Annotated in this window: 9 protein-coding genes; 5 read left to right on the top strand and 4 right to left on the bottom strand. The window is 66.4% G+C overall.

The annotated features are described in order from the left end of the window. Window positions 1-75: 75 nt before the first annotated feature. Window positions 76-1,515 carry an exodeoxyribonuclease I gene (gene sbcB / locus PI87_RS20290; protein WP_039599531.1) on the top strand — a complete coding sequence of 480 codons (1,440 nt, stop codon included), beginning with the start codon at window positions 76-78 and terminating at the stop codon, window positions 1,513-1,515. Between the two features lie 70 nt (window positions 1,516-1,585). Here the strand turns inward: sbcB and PI87_RS20285 are convergent, their stop codons facing one another. After that, on the bottom strand, window positions 1,586-5,146 hold the full coding sequence (locus tag PI87_RS20285) for an indolepyruvate ferredoxin oxidoreductase family protein (protein ID WP_039599530.1): 3,561 nt from the start codon (window positions 5,144-5,146) through the stop codon (window positions 1,586-1,588). A 678-nt stretch (window positions 5,147-5,824) separates the two neighbouring features. Here PI87_RS20285 and PI87_RS20280 point away from each other — a divergent pair. Next, entirely contained in the window at window positions 5,825-6,691 is an 867-nt protein-coding gene (locus tag PI87_RS20280) for a hypothetical protein (protein ID WP_039599529.1), read from the top strand. Next, on the top strand, window positions 6,688-7,356 hold the full coding sequence (locus PI87_RS20275; RefSeq protein ID WP_084210031.1) for a hypothetical protein: 669 nt from the start codon (window positions 6,688-6,690) through the stop codon (window positions 7,354-7,356). The genes PI87_RS20280 and PI87_RS20275 overlap by 4 nt, the downstream gene beginning before the upstream one ends. 25 nt (window positions 7,357-7,381) lie before the next feature. Here PI87_RS20275 and pdxR read toward each other — a convergent pair whose 3' ends face one another. Further along, a complete protein-coding gene (gene pdxR, locus PI87_RS20270; protein ID WP_039599528.1) occupies window positions 7,382-8,857 on the bottom strand; it encodes a MocR-like pyridoxine biosynthesis transcription factor PdxR in 1,476 nt (491 codons plus the stop codon). 93 nt (window positions 8,858-8,950) lie between these two features. Between pdxR and PI87_RS20265 the strand changes: the two genes are divergently transcribed. Next, on the top strand, window positions 8,951-9,634 hold the full coding sequence (locus tag PI87_RS20265) for a pyridoxamine 5'-phosphate oxidase family protein (RefSeq protein ID WP_039599527.1): 684 nt from the start codon (window positions 8,951-8,953) through the stop codon (window positions 9,632-9,634). Then, a complete protein-coding gene (locus tag PI87_RS20260) occupies window positions 9,631-10,542 on the top strand; it encodes a DMT family transporter (protein ID WP_052321647.1) in 912 nt (303 codons plus the stop codon). Before PI87_RS20265 ends, PI87_RS20260 begins: the two co-directional genes overlap by 4 nt. Window positions 10,543-10,625: 83 nt before the next feature. On the opposite strand, the gene gspF is transcribed toward PI87_RS20260, so the two are convergent. Next, window positions 10,626-11,837 (bottom strand): type II secretion system inner membrane protein GspF, encoded by a 1,212-nt coding sequence (gspF, locus tag PI87_RS20255; RefSeq protein ID WP_039599526.1) that lies wholly within the window; start codon window positions 11,835-11,837, stop codon window positions 10,626-10,628. A gap of 16 nt (window positions 11,838-11,853) precedes the next feature. Continuing rightward, window positions 11,854-13,596 (bottom strand): DUF4153 domain-containing protein, encoded by a 1,743-nt coding sequence (locus tag PI87_RS20250; RefSeq protein WP_039599525.1) that lies wholly within the window; start codon window positions 13,594-13,596, stop codon window positions 11,854-11,856. Window positions 13,597-13,622: the final 26 nt, after the last annotated feature.

Here is a 13,622-nt window from a genome sequence, read left to right as displayed (position 1 = left end):
CAACCGTGTGGAGGCGTTGGGCGGCAAGGCTGTTAGCATGCCGGCATCTTTTGGCTTTCCTGCGAGCAGCGTCCCTTGCCCGTCACTCCCACCTTCCTCTGGCACGACTACGAAACCTTCGGCGCCGTGCCGCGCCGCGATCGCCCCGCGCAGTTCGCAGGCATCCGCACCGATGCTGAACTCAACGAGATCGGCGAGCCGGTCGAGCTGTTCTGCCAGCCCTCCAACGACTGGTTGCCCGATCCGGTGTCGTGTCTCATCACCCGCATCACGCCGCAGCAGTGCGCCAAGCAGGGCGTGCCGGAATACCAATTCGCAAAGGCCATCGAGCGCGAATTGGGCACGCCCGGCACCATTGGCGTCGGCTACAACACCATCCGCTTTGACGATGAGATCACGCGCCACCTGTTCTGGCGCAACCTGATCGACCCGTACGCGCGCGAGTGGCAGAACGAATGCGGACGGTGGGACCTGCTCGACGTGGTGCGCACCACGTGGGCGCTGCGTCCCGAAGGCATCCAGTGGCCGAAACACGAGGACGGCAAGCCGAGCTTCAAGCTGGAGCATCTGTCCAAGGCCAACGGCCTGGTGCACGAGGCTGCGCACGATGCCGTGTCCGACGTGCGCGCGACGATTGCGCTGGCACGCCTGATCCGCAACGCGCAGCCGCGCCTGTTCGACTTCTGCCTGGCGCTGCGCAAGAAGGATCGTGTGCTGGCCGAGATTGGTGATGCACAGCGCCCGCTGTTGCACATCTCCGGCATGTATGGCGTTGAGCGCGGCTGCATGGCCGTGGTGTGGCCGCTGGGCTGGCACCCGACGAACAAAAACGAGCTGATTGTGTGGGACCTGGCGTTCGACCCGTCGGAGCTATTCCACATGGATGTCGCCACGATCCGCGAGCGCATGTTCACGCGCACCGCCGATCTGGCCGAAGGCACGACGCGCCTGCCCATCAAGTCGATCCACATCAACAAGTCGCCCATCGTCATCAGCAACATGAAGACGCTGCAGCCCGCGCAGGCCGCGCGCTGGGGCATCGATTTCACTGTGATCGAACAGCATGCGCACATCGCCCAGGGCGCGCCGGACATGCGCGAAACGTGGCGCAAGGTCTACGCCCGCGAGCTGGAGCCGATTGAAGATGTGGACCAGAACCTCTACGGCGGCTTCGTCAGCAATGACGACCGCCGCACGCTCAACGAACTGCGCACGCTCACCGGTGAACAGCTTGCGCAACTGCACCCGGATTTCGCCGATGAGCGTCTGCCCGAGCTGCTGTTCCACTACCGTGCGCGCAACTTCCCTGACACGTTGAGCGAAGAGGAATACGAGCAGTGGGAGCAGGTGCGTGCTGAGCGGTTGTTCGAGGGCAGCGGCGGCTATCTGACGTTCGAAGCCTTTGGCGAGCGGCTCCAGCAGTTGGGCGCAGAGGCCGCAGAAACCGGCGACAGCCGTGCGCAGACCATCCTGCAAGACCTGTACGACTACGCCCAGCAGATCGTGCCGGGCTAGTCGCTCAGTTACGCACAAAGAAAAACGGAGGCCAAAGCCTCCGTTTTTCTATGGTGATGCTTAAAGCCGATCAGGCCGCGCGCTGTGCCGCTGCCGGATCACGCCACTGCGTCAGCAGCTTGTTCCAGCGAATGCGTGCGGCTGCCAGGTTGGCGTCCTTCACGTGGCCGAAGCCGCGAATGTCTTCCGGCAGGCGCGCCAGTTCCACGGCCTGTGCCAGCTTCTGCGCATTCAGCCCCTTCACCAGTTCATCCACCAGCGTGCGGTATTCACCGATCAGCGCACGCTCGGTGCGACGCTCTTCGGTCTTGCCGAACACGTCGAACGCCGTGCCGCGCAGGCCCTTGAGCTTGGTGAGCAGCTTGAACAGGCGCATGGTGTTCGGGCCGAAGCGCTTCTTGACCAGGTGACCCTTCTCGTCGTGCTTAGCGGTCATCGGCGGTGCGAGCCAGAAGTTGAGCTGGTAGTCGCGGCCGGGCTCGCCTTCAAACTGCGCGCGCAGCTTGTCGAGGAAGGCCGGATCGGTGTACAGGCGGGCGACTTCGTATTCGTCCTTGTACGCCATCAGCTTCGACAGGTTGCGTGCCACGGCTTCCGTGAGCGCCAGCGTCTGGCCGGCGCCAACGACGGCGGTCTCGGCTGCGCGCACACGCTCGACCACTGCGCGGAACTCGGCAGCGTAGGCAGCGTTCTGGTACGCAGTCAGCAGATCGACGCGGCGGGCGATCAGCGTGTCCAGCGAGGGCAGGGCGATGACATCCGCCTTGGCACGCGGTGCATCGTCAGCCAGCTTCAGCACGGCATCACGATCCTGCGCGAGGTGGCGGCCCCATTCGAACGCGGTCTTGTTCTTCTCGACCGCCACGCCGTTGAGTTCGATCGCGCGGATGAGCGCGTCGTACGTCAGCGGAATCCAGCCCTTCTGCCACGCAAAGCCCAGCACCAGCGGGTTGGTGAAGATCGCGTCGCCCAGCAGGCGCACAGCCAGCGTGTTGGCGTCTTCAAACGCGCAGGCATCGCCGATGGCCGCGCGGATGTCCGCCTCGGCCGAGCTGCCCGGGAAGCGCCAGTTCGGGTTCTTGATGAAGTCGGCCGTGGGGGATGCCGTGCTGTTGATGATCGCGCGCGTCTGGCCGTGCTGCACCTTCGACAGCACTTCGTCCCCCGCCGAGACAATCGCATCGCAGCCGATCACGAGGTCCGCTTCGCCCATGGCGATGCGCGTGGCGTGGATGGAATCCGGACGCTCACCGATCTGCACGTGCGAGAGCACGGCGCCGCCTTTCTGCGCCAGGCCCGCCATGTCGAGCACGGTCACGCCCTTGCCCTCGATGTGCGCTGCCATGCCGAGCAGGCCGCCGATGGTCACCACGCCCGTGCCGCCCACGCCGGTCACCAGCACGCCATACGCGCGCTGGATGGCGGGCAGCTCAGGGTGCGGCAGCAGCGGCAGGCTGTCCATCGCAATGCCACGCGATTCGGGCTTGCGCACCTGTGCGCCTTCCGCCGTCACGAAGCTCGGGCAGAAGCCGTTCACGCACGAGAAATCCTTGTTGCACGACGACTGGTTGATCTTGCGCTTGGTGCCCAGCTCCGTTTCTAGCGGCTCGACCGACAGGCAGTTCGACTTGACCGAGCAATCGCCGCAGCCTTCGCACACCGCGTCATTGATGAACGCGCGGCGTGCGGGGTCGGCCATCGTGCCGCGCTTGCGGCGGCGGCGCTTTTCGGTGGCGCAGGTCTGGTCGTAGATCAGCACGCTGGTGCCTTGCACTTCGCGCAGCTCGCGCTGAATCGCATCGAGGCGATCGCGGTGGTGCACGGTCACGCCTTCGGGCAACTTGATTGCCGCGTTGTACTTCTCGGGTTCGTCCGTGACGATGACGATGCGCGACGTGCCTTCGGCATGCACCTGTGCAGCAATTTGCGGCACAGAGAGCGGGCCGTCCACCGGCTGGCCGCCGGTCATGGCCACGGCGTCGTTGTAGAGGATCTTGTAGGTGATGTTCACCTTGGCCGCGATGGAGGCGCGAACGGCCAGCAGGCCCGAGTGGTAGTACGTGCCGTCGCCCAGGTTGGCGAACACATGCTGGTCGCCCGAGAACGGCATCTGGCCGATCCACGCCACGCCTTCGCCGCCCATCTGGCTGAAGGTGTCGGTGCGGCGGTCCATCCACACGGTCATGTAGTGGCAGCCGATGCCGGCCAGCGCGCGCGAGCCTTCCGGCACGTTGGTCGACGTGTTGTGCGGGCAGCCCGAGCAGAACCACGGCTTGCGCTCGGCAGTGATGCGCGGCTTGGCGAGCGCCTTCTCTTTGGCGTCGATGATGGCCAGACGCGCTTCGATGCGCGAGCGCACATCCGACGGCAGCTCGAACTTCTCCAGGCGCGTGGCGATGGCGCGGGCGATCAGCGCAGGCGACAACTCGTAGTGTGCCGGCAGCAGCCAGTTGGCCATCGGCACCGACCATTCGCCGCCGGCATTGTCGCGCTCGTCAAACTTGCCGTACACGCGCGGGCGGACGTCGTCGCGGTAGTTGTACAGCTCTTCCTTGAGTTGGTATTCGAGGATCTGGCGCTTCTCTTCCACCACCAGAATCTCTTGCAGCCCTTCGGCAAAGGCGCGTGCGCCGTGCGCTTCGAGCGGCCACACGCAGCCGACCTTGTACAGGCGGATGCCGATGCGGCGGCAGGTTTCCTCGTCGAGGCCCAGGTCGACCAGCGCCTGGCGCACGTCCAAGTAGGCCTTGCCGGCGGTCATGATGCCGAAGCGCGCCTGCGGCGAATCGAGCACCACGCGGTCGAGCTTGTTGGCACGCACGTACGACAGGCCGGCGTACCACTTGTAATCGAGCAGGCGGGCTTCCTGCACCAGCGGCGGATCGGGCCAGCGGATGTTGAGGCCGCCCTGCGGCATGATGAAATCTTCGGGCAGGATGATCTCGGCGCGGTGCGGATCGACATCCACCGAGGCGGACGATTCCACCACGTCCGTCACGCACTTCATCGACACCCACAGGCCGGAGTAGCGGCTCATCGCCCAGCCGTGCAGGCCGTAGTCGAGGTATTCCTGCACGTTGGACGGATACAGCACCGGAATGCCGGCCGCCTTGAACACGTGCTCCGACTGGTGCGCCAGCGTGGACGACTTGGCGGCGTGGTCATCGCCCGCCAGCACCAGCACCCCGCCATGCGCGGACGAACCGGCCGAGTTCGCATGCTTGAACACGTCGATCGTGCGGTCCACACCCGGACCCTTGCCGTACCACATGCCGTACACGCCGCTGAACTTGGCGTTCGGATACAGATTGACCTGCTGCGAGCCCCAGACCGCCGTGGCGGCCAAGTCTTCATTGAGCCCCGCCTGGAAGACGATGTTGTGCCCGGCCAGATGCTTCTTGGCCTTCCACAAGGCCTGGTCCAGCGCCCCCAGCGGCGAGCCGCGGTAGCCGGAGATAAAGCCTGCCGTGTTCAGCCCAGCGGCGCGGTCGCGCTCCTGCTGCAGCATCGGCAGACGCACAAGGGCCTGCGTGCCGCTGATGTAGATGCGGCCACGCTCGAGCGTGTACTTGTCGTCCAGGGAAACGGTTTCGAGCGCGCGGCGTAGCGCGTCGTTCAGAGGGGCATTCATGCGTGCTCCGGGTGGGTGTGTCGGGATCACCGACAGCAGGTCTCTTTTGGTGCCGTCTGCGCCGCTTCTTGTGGAAACTGGCAGACAGCCGTGGGTCGGGGCATCGTAGCATCGCGTGACATTCCCAACACCGTGCAACGCAGCAAGAATGGGGGTGGGTTTTCCCGAGGTTGCGGCGTTTTCGGCACAGATGTGGCGCATCGGCCGAGCCGGCGACCCGGATGCTGCGGTGCGTGCAAAGTAGTAGCGGCGGGGTCGCAGAGCGCGATCCGAATCCGCAAACTTCAGTCAAGAAGCAAGGCATGCGTCACCTTGACTCTGGACTTTCCCCGGTGCCGCCGCCATCCTGCGCAGTTACGTCCTGAACACCCCATTCCAGACCATGTCCCGACCCCAACCCATTCGCGCTCAGCGCCGGCAAGCACTGCCGGCTGCCTGCACGCGCGTGCGTTGCGGCGCGGGGCATGACCTCCCGCCCGCGCACGCTGCCCTCCGGCACTTCCTGCTCGCCCGGCTTTCATAAGCCGTGCGGGGCAGCGCCCAAGCTGGCGTACCCGCTCCGCACGGCCTCCTCCGCTTTCGCTCCCTCTTCAACTCCGGTCCGGTGCTGATACGCGCCGGCACCGGCTCGCCTGCCATTGCCTGACACGACCCGGCGCGGCGGGCGAAGGACTTGCCATGGAACTCACCCAGAACTTCGTCAAGGCCAAGCGGCCTTGCGCGGATGGCTACCGCTGGTACATCCGCAACCGCCACAACGGCACCGATTACCAACACCTGCTCGACAGCCTCGTGCAGGAAGGCCGCATCACCGATGCCATCTGGCTGCTCGACAACTTCGGCCCCACCGACGCCGTGCTCGACGCCGACGACATCGAAGCCGATGCGCTGGTCTTCGCGGGCACGATCGTCGTGCGTGGCGGTATCTACGTCGACAGCGTGCTGCGCGCCGGGCAGGCCATCCGTGCGGGTGGCAGCGTGCGCGCGGGCGAGTCGATCACCACGGGCGGCGATCTTGAAGCCAAGGCTGGTCTGTACTGCGATGGCACGGTGCATGTGGGTGGCGACCTACGTGTCGGCTGGAGCCTGACCGCCACCGGCGCCGTGAATGTCGGTGGCGTTGCGCGCGTGCACCGTGACCTGCATTGCGATGCGGATATCGACGTGGTGGACGACCTGTTGATCGGCGAGGCGCTGGCTGCACGCGGCAACGTGCGTTGCGGCAAGGGCTTGCGCGCTGGCGGTGAGGCGATCGGCGAAGCGAGCATCTCTGCGGCAAACGGCATCCTCGCGGGCGCTGACTTGCGCGCGGGCACACACCTGGAGGCCGGCTGGGGCATCAAGGCCTGGGGCGACATCGAAGCCGGCGGCGCCATCCGCGCGGGCGAGGGCGTGGAGGCGGGCGGCACCATCCTTGCTGGGCCGGGCTACGGCATCCACGCCGGCCTGGCCGTACGTATGGACGACTGGCCCGCCAGTGCGCGCATCCTGGCAGCCGAGCCGCCGGCGCGGCTTATCAGTGGGTACTGGGCGGAGGCCGCATGAGCACCGTATTGACCCTGCCCATGCCGTCACCGGCCTTGCCGCCGTTGGCATCGATGGTGCAAGCGCTGCGCAAGTGGCTTGCGCCGCTCGGCCTGCGCACCGATGTCGACTTCAACAACGAAGACATCGAGCGCGAACTCGATGCGCTGTATGAGCGCATGCAAACGCCCGGCACGCCGCTGCATGGCATGACGTTGGACGACAGCACCTTGCCGGGCTTCCGCCTGCACACGCGCGAGGCCGATGGCGAGATCTATGTCTATGTCGAAGACGTGGCGGCGCGGCGCCTGGCCGGCTACACGGTCTTCAACCGCTTGATCGAGCTGGACAAACGTGCGGATCGCTTTCTGCGTTCACCGCACTCGAAGTACGCGTTGGCGTACCAGCGGCGCGGGTTGGCCTCGACCGTCTTCCGGCGCGCGCTCGACGGTGGGATGTGCCTGATGAGCGGCGCGCGTCAGTCCGTCGGGGTGCATGGGGTGTACGAGTCGCTCGCCAGGCACTACCCATCGGGGTATGTGGAGGTGCTCGACAAGCGCCTGCGCTACCTGGGCGAACAGGTGGACGATGTCGTCGTGCTGGAGGCCCTGCACACGCGGCGCGTGCTGCTGGGGGCGGGCTGGAGCTTGGCCGAATTGGCCGCCGCCACGAGGATGGTCGTCTGAAGGGTTGCCTGATGCGCGACAGATCCTATGCGGCGACCTCCGCAATCACGCGCTGCATTTGCAAGACCAACCCGTCCATCGCCTCGGCAGGTACGTTGCCGTAACCGAGGACGAGTCCGTTGTATTGCGCCGTCATCGTGCCGGGCAGGCAGAAGCGCGACAGCGGCCGCAGCACCATGCCCTGGGCACGTGCGGCGTGGCTGACCTCCACGTCCGACACGGGCGCGTCGAGCCGCGTTGACAGGTGCATGCCCCCAGCGCCGCCCGAAACCGTCACCACACCGTGCAGGTGCCGTTCAAGCGCGGCCTGCAAGGCATCGCGGCGCTCGCCATACAGGCGCCGCATGCGCCGCAGGTGCCGCGTGAAGTGTCCCGCTTCAATGAACTCCGCCAGCGCCAGCTGATCGGCCACGCGCCCGCGCAGCATCAGCGCGCCGGCCGCCGGCCGCAGCACGGTGGCCAATGCCGGCGGTACGACCATGTAGCCCAGGCGCAGCGCCGGGAACAGCATCTTGCTGAAGGTGCCCAGATAGACCACCGGCGCATCGGCGGTCAGCCCCTGCACGGCAGACAGCGGCGTACCGGTGTGGCGGAACTCGCTGTCGTAGTCGTCTTCGATAATCCACGCACCCGCCGCACGCGCATGCTGGATGAGGGCGAGGCGGCGTTCCAGACTCATCACCGAGCCCAGCGGGTATTGGTGCGACGGCGTGATGTAGATCAGCTTGGGTGGCGTGTCGTGCCAGTCTTCCGGGCGCGGGGCAAGGCCATCGGCATCCACGCCGATCGGCACCAGCCGCAGGTCGGCCGCCTGCAGTGATGCGCGCGCACCGTAGTAGCCGGGGTTCTCGATCCAGGCGGTGTCGCCCGCATCGGCCAGGGCGCGGGCGCAGAGGTCCAGGCTGTTCTGCGTGCCATCGGTGATGAACACCTGCGCCGCTTCGCAGCGCGCGCCGCGTGAGACGCGCAGGTATTCCGCCACCGCCTGGCGTAGCGCCACGTTGCCCTCCACCGGCCCGTAGCCGAGCTGCGCCGGGCGCACGCGGCGCCATGCCCGCTCGATGCAGCGCCGCCATTGTGCGAACGGAAACTCGTCCAGCGCGGGCGTGCCCGGAAGGAACGGCAGCGGATCGCTCATGCCGCCGCTCGGGCGCTCCAGGCCCGCGACACGGCGCGACAACACCGGCGGCGCTTCCGGGGCTTCCGCCGGCGCCTGCTGCAGACCCACCCGCGCAACCACCGTACCTTGCCGACGGCTGAGCACGAAGCCCTCCGCCGCCAGTTGTTCATAGGCATACAGCACCGAGTTGCGCGCCATGCCCAACTCCTCGGCCAGCGAGCGCGACGAGGCCAGCCGTGTGCCTTCTTCGATCTGGCCGCTCAGGATGGCTGTGCGCAGGCAGGCGTACAGCCGATGCTGCTGCGAGGGCCGTGCGCCGCCCTCCGCCTTGCCGCGTGCGGCGGTCCGTTCGTAGTTCGACAGCAAGACGCCGTAGTCCATCCTGGCTCCAAGGTTTTGCATTTCTGTGGGTCTACGCATGGTGCCACGGTTTTTTTATCGTCGGCAGATCGAAATCCCATCTGGAGCCTTGCCATGTCGACAACCGAAGCCACTCCGCCCACCGATCGCACGCGTGTGAACCGTGTCGCCCGTCGTGGTCACTACGATGCCGCCACGCTGCACGCCATCCTCGACGACGCCTATGTTTGCCACATTGCCTTTGCCGATGAACATGGCGTGCACTGCATCCCCACCGCGTGCTGGCGCGAAGGCGATCACCTGTACATCCACGGCTCCAACGGCAGCCGCATGCTCAAGCTGGCAGCCAGTGGCGCGCAGGTGTGCGTGACGGTCACGCATATCGACGGCCTGGTGCTGGCGCGCTCTGCGTTCAACCACTCGATGAACTATCGGTCGGTCGTCATCTACGGCGCGTTCGAGGTCGTGCCCGACGAGCAGAAGCCGGCCGTGCTCGATGCATTCATGGAGACCCTGGCCGTCGGGCGCTCGCAGGAGGTGCGCCCCGGCAACGCCAAGGAGTTGGCGGCCACTACCGTGCTGCGCATTCCGCTGGATGAGGCCGCGAGCAAGATCCGCACGGGCGGCCCGAAAGACGATGAAGAGGACCTCGCTTTGCCCGTGTGGGCGGGTGTGCTGCCCATGGCACTGTTGCCGCTCACGCCCGTGGTGGACGGCGCACCGACAGGCACGCCTGAGTACGTGCGCGAGTGGAAGGCGAATGCCCGTGTGGCCGATGCCGAGGTGGTGACGTCTTGAACACCGCCGTCGGTACTGCGGCTGTCGCAAGCCCGGCGCGCTCGGCCTGGTTGCTGCTTGGCGTGGTCGCCCTGGCGTGGGGGATCAACTGGCCGGTCGGCAAGGCCATGCTCGCCTACCTGCCGCCCATCTGGGTGGTGGCACTGCGCTCGGCTGTGGGCACGCTTGCACTGCTGGTGATCTGTCTGCTGCGTGGGCGGTTGGTGATTCCGAAGCGCGGCGACATCCCGGTCATCCTGAGTGTTGGCGTGCTGCACATGACGGCGTTCTCGGCGCTGGTGAGCCTTGGGCTGCAGTTCGTGCCGGCTGGGCGCTCGGTGGTGCTGGCGTACACCACGCCGTTGTGGGTGGTGCCGGGGGCGTGGCTGTTGCTGGGTGAGCCGCTGACCGGGCGGCGCCTGTTTGGTGTCGGGCTCGGGCTGCTGGGGTTGCTGCTGATCTTCAACCCGCTGACGTTTGACTGGCATGCGGGGCGTGCCGTGTTCGGCAATGGGCTGGTGATGCTGGCGGCGCTGTGCTGGGCGGTGAGCATCTTGTACGTGCGCTCGCACAAGTGGGTGACGCCGCCGTTTGAACTGGTGTTCTGGCAGGCGTTGCTGGCGACTGTGCTGTTGGTGCCGTTGGCATTGGTGCATGACGGCGTGCCGTCGATTGACTGGCGGCCGTCGTTGATTGGGCTGCTGCTTTACGGTGGCGTGTTCGGGATTGCGCTGGCGTATTGGGCGGTCACCACGGTCAATCGGATGTTGCCGGCTACGACCACGTCGCTGGGGTTGCTGGGGGTGCCAGTGTTTGGGATTGCTTGCTCTGCTTTGGCGCTGGGGGAGACGGTCAGCGCCACGCTGCTGGGGGCGATGGGGTTGATTCTTGGGGGGATATTGGTGGGGACTTTGGGGCGTGGAAAGTAGGGTTGTTTTTGGCCCTGGTGGTCCATCCCTGTTTCGTGCCCGGCAGGGGATGAAACAAGGGATGGACCACCAACAAAAAACAGTCAGTGCACCAGCTGATTGATCTCAATGATCGGCATCAGCACAGCCAGCACGATGAGCAACACAACAACGCCCATCGTCAAAATCAAAGCAGGCTCAAGCAACCCAGTCAGGAACAAAGTCCGTCGCTCCAATTCCTGGGCCTCACCCTGTGCCGCGCGCTCCAGCATCGCAGGCAAATTCCCCGTCGCCTCGCCAGAGCGAATCAAGTGCACCAGCACCGGCGGAAACTGATTCTGCGCCGCCAACGCCCGCGCCAGCGATGTCCCCTCCCGCACACGCGTGGACGCATCCTCCACGTTGGTCTTGAGCGCCACGTTGTTCAGCGTTTCCCCCGCCGCCTGCAGCCCCCGCAGAATCGGTACACCCGCACTGGTCAGAATCGCCAGCGTGCTGGCAAAGCGCGCGGTGTTGTACCCGCGCACGAGCTTGCCGAACAGCGGCGCCGTTAGCAGCCACTTGTGCCACGACAGTTGCAGCGCCGGCTGCTTGAGCAGATTGCGGATCAGCACCCCGATCGCCGCTAGCACGATCGCCGCCAGCCACCCCCAGTTGCGCACGAAGTCTGAGAGCCACAGCATCACGATGGTCAGCGTCGGCAGCTTCTGCTTGGTGTTGGCAAACACGCTCACCACCTGCGGCACCACGTACGACAGCAGGAAGATCACGATCGCAAACGCCACCACCGTGACGATGGCCGGGTACGTGAACGCCAGCTTGATCTTCGAGGTGAGTGCGTTGCGGCTCTCGATGTAGTCGGCCAGGCGCGTGAGCACGAGGCCGAGGTTGCCCGAGTGCTCCCCCGCCGAAACGAGTGCACGGTAGATGTCCGGAAAATCCTTCGGATGCTGCGCCAGCGCCACCGACAGCGAACTGCCGCCCACCACTTCCGCGCGAATGGCGGCAAGCAGTTCGCCCACGTAGGCGCGTTCAGCCTGATCGGCCAGCGCGGCCAGCGCTTCGTCCAGCGGCAAGCCTGCCACCAGCAGGCTGGCGAGCTGGCGCGTGATCAGTGCGTTCTCTTGTGCGGAGAGCCGCTTGCCGAAGCTCGACCCGCTGCGTTTGGTGGCCTGTGCGCCCAGCGCGTCGACCAGCAGTGGTGTGAGGCCGCGGGCGCGCAGCAGAGTGCGCGCCTGGCGCGCGCTGTCGGCTTCGATGACACCCTTGTCGGTTTTGCCGGCGGCGTCGGCGGCTTCGTAGCGGAAGGCTGGCATGGCAAATCGTGTTCGGTCAGGGCTTCTTGTTGGTGGCGCAATCGGCGGCGCGGTCGGGGATGACCATCCAGCGCTCCTGGCCGATGAGCAAGTCGTTCCACAGCGGCTTGGCGGCCGTGGCCGTTGCGGCGTCTGCGTCGGTGGTGTCGTGGCGGCAGCCGCGCAAGGAGATTTCCAGGTAGCCGATTGTCTGCCAACCGGCAGACGTGCGCGCGTAGATCTGCGGACGGTACTGCGGCACGGCGGGCAGGATCTCGGGCTGGCCGTCGCCGTCGAGGTCCAGCACGATCAGGCCGCAGGTGGCGGCGTCGCCCCGCTGGCACGCGAGCGAGATGAAGTTTTCGTGGTGTGCGCGGGCGTAGTCGATGAAGTCGGCGGGCAGGGTGGCGCCCGTCGGGTAGATCTTGGTGCTGGCGAGCACGGCATCGAAGTCAACGCTCTTGGCGCCGTTGCCCCAGCGCTGCGTCTTGGCCAGCGCCAGCGTGGCGCGCCGGTTGATCTCGGTATGGTTGGCAAGCGTGTTGTCGGCGGCGAGCTTGGCTAGCGCGGCCCGGCCCGGGCGGCCCATGTCGAAGCGCAGGGCATCGTAGTCGAACTGCTCGGCGGTGACCTTGCCGGCGGTCAAGCGCGCGAGCTGGCTGTTCAGCGCCAGACGGTGTTGCTCCAGCACGGGACTGACGAGCAGGGCAATCGCCACCAGCAGGCCGATCGCCACCGCCACGTTCACGCGGCCGATGCCGCTGAGCCATGCGCCACCGCGCAAGGCGGCCAGCGCGTAGCCCAGCGCATAGACGCAGCCGGTAAGCGCGACCAGCACGCCCCAGATGCGCTCGATCGTCAGGCCGTGCTGCTGGATGCGCAGCCACAAGGCGGTGAGCGCCAGCCCGGCGAGCACCGGCAGCGCCAGCGTGAACAGGCGCAGCAGGGCGGCCAGCCAGCGCGGGTAGCCTGGCGCCTCGCTGCCGTCACCGTACGCGGCGTTGATGAAGAGCACAGACACCGCCAGCAGCCACAGCAGCAGTGCGGCCGCATAGCGGGTGGCCCAGAGCGCCTTCAGGCCCGTGAAGGGCAGCGCCAGCACAAAGCCCGCGCCAATCAACAGCGTGAGCGGCAGCAGCCACTTGCATGCCGACAGCGCGTGCCGCTGGATCGACTCCACCATCACCGCATGGCGTCGGCAGAGCTGCACGGCATAGGCAAAGCACACCGTGGTGGCCGGCCAGGCAAAGGCAGACTTCCGGATCAGCTCACTGAAGAAGCGCAGCCCGATGACGTCGAACAACTGCGCACCCAGAAACAGCACCGCCCAGAAGATGCCGGTGAAGACTGCGGCGTCGATGACGAGGATGGCGTCGCGCCAGCTGGCGCGGAAGAGGGCGGGGTAGTTGGTCAGCGCATGGCCATCGGCGCGCAGTTGGATGAGCGGCAGCGCCAACACCCACAGCACAAGCGACACCAGCTGCACGCGGCCAAGGCTGGTGAAGCGCTCCGACGTCGTGCCCGTTTGCCCCATCCACTGGCTGTAACCGGCCAATGCGGCGATCAGCACCGCTGCGATGGCCAGCAGCACAACCTGGCGGCGCGGCGCGCTCGTGCGATCACACAGGTAATACGCGGTGGGGCCGAAGGCCAGGAGCGTGAAGGCGGTGGCCAGCACGGCCTGTTGCGTGTCGGCCATGGGCGCGCTGGACAACCGTCCGCACAGGTACAGACCCACGCCCTGCACCAGGGCAATCAGCATCAACCGCAACGACGGCATCTATGAGGGCTCCAGGGGCCAACAGG

It is taken from the genome of Ralstonia sp. A12, assembly GCF_000801955.1.
In the GTDB taxonomy this organism is placed as follows: Bacteria; Pseudomonadota; Gammaproteobacteria; order Burkholderiales; family Burkholderiaceae; genus Ralstonia.
This window is presented reverse-complemented; position numbering and strand designations above follow the sequence as displayed.

What these genes read in the sequence shown, in the direction of transcription:
- PI87_RS20285 (WP_039599530.1), bottom strand. Translation starts at nt 5,146, where the DNA reads ATGAATGCCCCTCTGAACGACGCGCTACGCCGCGCGCTCGAAACCGTT.
- PI87_RS20280 (WP_039599529.1), top strand. Translation starts at nt 5,825, where the DNA reads ATGGAACTCACCCAGAACTTCGTCAAGGCCAAGCGGCCTTGCGCGGAT.
- PI87_RS20275 (WP_084210031.1), top strand. Translation starts at nt 6,688, where the DNA reads ATGAGCACCGTATTGACCCTGCCCATGCCGTCACCGGCCTTGCCGCCG.
- pdxR (WP_039599528.1), bottom strand. Translation starts at nt 8,857, where the DNA reads ATGGACTACGGCGTCTTGCTGTCGAACTACGAACGGACCGCCGCACGC.
- PI87_RS20265 (WP_039599527.1), top strand. Translation starts at nt 8,951, where the DNA reads ATGTCGACAACCGAAGCCACTCCGCCCACCGATCGCACGCGTGTGAAC.
- gspF (WP_039599526.1), bottom strand. Translation starts at nt 11,837, where the DNA reads ATGCCAGCCTTCCGCTACGAAGCCGCCGACGCCGCCGGCAAAACCGAC.
- PI87_RS20250 (WP_039599525.1), bottom strand. Translation starts at nt 13,596, where the DNA reads ATGCCGTCGTTGCGGTTGATGCTGATTGCCCTGGTGCAGGGCGTGGGT.